This is a genomic window from Streptomyces sp. CLV115, assembly GCF_038448545.1.
Classification (GTDB): domain Bacteria; phylum Actinomycetota; class Actinomycetes; order Streptomycetales; family Streptomycetaceae; genus Streptomyces; species Streptomyces sanglieri.
The window spans coordinates 1-3,118 of the sequence record NZ_JBCEWQ010000314.1 but is presented as its reverse complement, the minus strand read 5'-3'; the positions used below and the strand labels follow the sequence as shown (position 1 = coordinate 3,118).

The 3,118-nt window shown below is 73.1% G+C and carries 2 protein-coding genes; one reads left to right on the top strand and one right to left on the bottom strand.

Annotation, left to right across the window (positions count from 1 at the left end):
• Positions 1–469: 469 nt before the first annotated feature.
• On the bottom strand, positions 470–1,162 hold the full coding sequence (locus AADR41_RS41720) for a FadR/GntR family transcriptional regulator (protein WP_342287667.1): 693 nt from the start codon (positions 1,160–1,162) through the stop codon (positions 470–472).
• A gap of 175 nt (positions 1,163–1,337) precedes the next feature.
• Here AADR41_RS41720 and leuA point away from each other — a divergent pair, with 175 nt between their 5' ends.
• Entirely contained in the window at positions 1,338–3,104 is a 1,767-nt protein-coding gene (leuA, locus tag AADR41_RS41715; RefSeq protein WP_342287665.1) for a 2-isopropylmalate synthase, read from the top strand.
• The last annotated feature ends 14 nt before the right edge of the window (positions 3,105–3,118 follow it).

The window sequence follows — 3,118 nt, the reverse complement described above, 5'->3', positions numbered from 1 at the left end:
CGGCCCGGCGGGGCGGTTCCGCCGCGCCGGGCCGCCCCGCCGGGCCGCGTTTCGGCCTGCCGCGGGGAGCGGCTCGCGTCACCCCCGGTTCACACCGGCCCAGCCGCCGGAAGGTGAACGGGACGCCGTGCGGCGGGGGCAGCCGGGGGCCGACGGCGTACGCCCGCCTTCTTCCTCCGAAGCCGGGGCGGGCCCGGGCTTCGGAGGAACCGTGTCGCGAAGGCCGCCCGGACCTGTACCGCCCGCATCGCGAAGGCCGCCAGGACCTGCACCGCCCGCATCGTGGAGGCTGCCCGGCGCTGTACCGCCCGCATCGCGGAGGCCGCCAGGCGCTGTACCGCCCGCATCGCGAGGGCCACCCGGCCTTGCACCGCCCGCAGTCGCGAAGGCCACCCAGGCCGCCCGCATCACGCAGGTGCTGGGGACTGCCCGGCGCACGCCGCCCGCAGTCGCGAAGGCCGCCCCGGCCCTACGCCGTCCGCAACCGGGCCAGCGTGGCTTCGAGTTCCGTCTGCGCGGCCCGGCCCGCCGACTCCGCGTCCCCGGCCACCACGGCCCGCACCAACGCGTCATGGGTGGCGTCGCCGTGGTCCGGGTCCTCACGGCGCAGGCCGAAGAGCTCCACGAGGTCGATGAGCCCCTGCCGCAGCGCGGGCGCGAACTCGCCGAAGAGGTCGGTGAGTACGGGGTTGTGCGCGGCGGCCACCACGGCCCGGTGCAGCGCGATGTCCGCGTCGACGAACTCCGCGTCTCCCCCGGCGCCGGCCGCCCGCCGCGCGGTGAGCGCCTCGTCCAGCGCGGACAGGTCCTCGTCCGTGCGGCGCCGTGCGGCCAGCCGGGCGGCCTGGACCTCGATCAGCATGCGCACCTCGTACACATCGGTGATCGCGGCCCGGCGCAGCCTCGTCGGCCAGTCCTCCGTCACCCGGTCGGCGATGACGAAGACGCCCGCGCCCTGCCGGGACCGGAGCAGCCCGAGGGTGGCCAGGGTGCGCACCGCCTCGCGGACCGTGGAGCGGCCCACGCCGAGCGTCCTGGCCAGGGTCGTCTCGCCGGGGATCCGCATGCCGACCGGCCAGTGCCCCTCGGTGATCTGCTCGCGCAGATGGTTCGTGGCCTGTTCGACCAGGGGGCTGGGGCGGAGCGGACCGAGCGAGGACACCGGGATTCACCTGTCAGGTTGTCTGAGGACTTGCTTTCTGGCTACTCTACCGGCCATGACGCACAGCGGTCTCCTTCTTCTCGGCTGCCGCGGCGGGGCCTGAAGCGACCGGCACCCCGCCGCGGGATGCCGTGCTGCGCCGGTCGCATCCGGCGATCCGAGAAGAGCCCTCTTCATGCCCGACCGTCTGTCACCGATGCACGGCTTCCCCACCGTCTGCACCCCGCGCGGTCCCGTGCCCGCCGACGCGCCCCGCTGGAATCCGCAGCGGGCGAGCTCCATGCCCTCGCACCGCTACCGCTCGGCGTTCGACCGCGTCGAGGTACCCCTGACCGGCCGCACCTGGCCGCAGGCCCGTATCGAGCGCGCCCCGCTCTGGGTGCCCGTCGACCTGCGCGACGGCAACCAGGCGCTGGCCGAGCCCATGGACACACCGCGCAAGCGCCGGATGTTCGATCTGCTCGTCGCCATGGGGTTCAAGGAGATCGAGATCGGCTACCCCTCCGCGAGCCGCACCGACTTCGACTTCGTCCGGCATCTGGCCGGGAGCGACGCGGTGCCGGACGACGTCACCGTGGTCGTCTTCACCCCGGCCAGGCCGGACCTGATCGAGCGGACCTTCGAGTCCGTCGAGGGGATGGCCCGCGCGGTCGTCCACCTGTACATCCCGACCGCGCCCGTCTGGCGCGACGTGGTGCTCGGCCGCGGCAGGGCCGAGGTGCACGGCACCGTCATGGAGTCCGCGCGGCAGATGGAACGGCTGGCGCGGGCGCGGCCCGGGGCGGACATCCGGTTCGAGTTCTCCCCCGAGGTGTTCATCCTCACCGAGCCGGACTTCGTCCTGGAGATCTGCAACAGCCTCACCGAGCTGTGGGACGCCTCGCCCGACCGGCCGGTCATCCACAACCTGCCCGCCACGGTGGAGATCGCGACGCCCAATGTGTACGCGGACCAGATCGAGTACATGCACCGCCATCTGGACCGGCGGGACTCGGTGATCCTCTCCGTCCATCCGCACAACGACCGCGGCACCGGCACCGCGTGCGCCGAACTCGCCGTCCTGGCGGGCGCGCAGCGGGTGGAGGGCTGCCTGTTCGGCAACGGGGAGCGCACCGGCAACGTCGACCTGGTCAACCTGGCCCTCAATCTGCACGCCCAGGGCGTCGACCCGATGATCGACTTCTCCGACATCGACGAGATCCGCCGCACGGTCGAGTACTGCAACCGGCTGCCGGTGGCACCCCGCCATCCCTACGGCGGTGATCTCGTGTACACCGCGTTCTCCGGCACCCACCAGGACGCCATCAGCAAGGGCTTCGCCCATCACGCGAGCAGCGGCTCCGAGCTGTGGTCGGTGCCGTATCTGCCGATCGACCCGGCGGACGTGGGGCGTACGTACGAGGCCGTCATCCGGGTCAACAGCCAGTCCGGCAAGGGCGGCATCGCCCATCTGCTGCGGAGCAACTACGGGGTGGACCTGCCGGCCCGGCTGCGCGCGGACTTCTCCCGTACGGTGCAGGCCGCGACCGACGACAGCGGCCTGGAGGCCACGCCCAAGGATCTGTGGGAGCTGTTCGACGCGACGTACCTGGCCCCCGGGCGGGCCGGGAACGTGGCCCTGACCTCCTGGTCCACGGACCGGAACCCGGCCGGTGAGCACCGGTTCATCTGCACACTGCGGGTGGACGACCGGGAGGGCGACTACGAGGGCACGGGCAACGGCCCGGTGTCGGCGTTCACCCGCGCGCTGGCCGCAGCGGGCATCGAGGTGGACATCCTGGACTTCACGGAACAGGCGACGGGTTCGGGGCAGGGCAGTCCGGCGATGGCGTACGTGGAGTGCCGGGTGGGCGGTGAGCTGTGCTGGGGTGCGGGCCAGGACACCTCCGTGCTGACGGCCTCGATCCTGGCGGTGCTGTCGGCGGTGAACCGGGCGGGCTGAGGGCGGACCGGGGG

Coding starts and splice junctions, on each gene's coding strand:
- leuA (WP_342287665.1), top strand. CDS start 1,338: ATGCCCGACCGTCTGTCACCGATGCACGGCTTCCCCACCGTCTGCACC.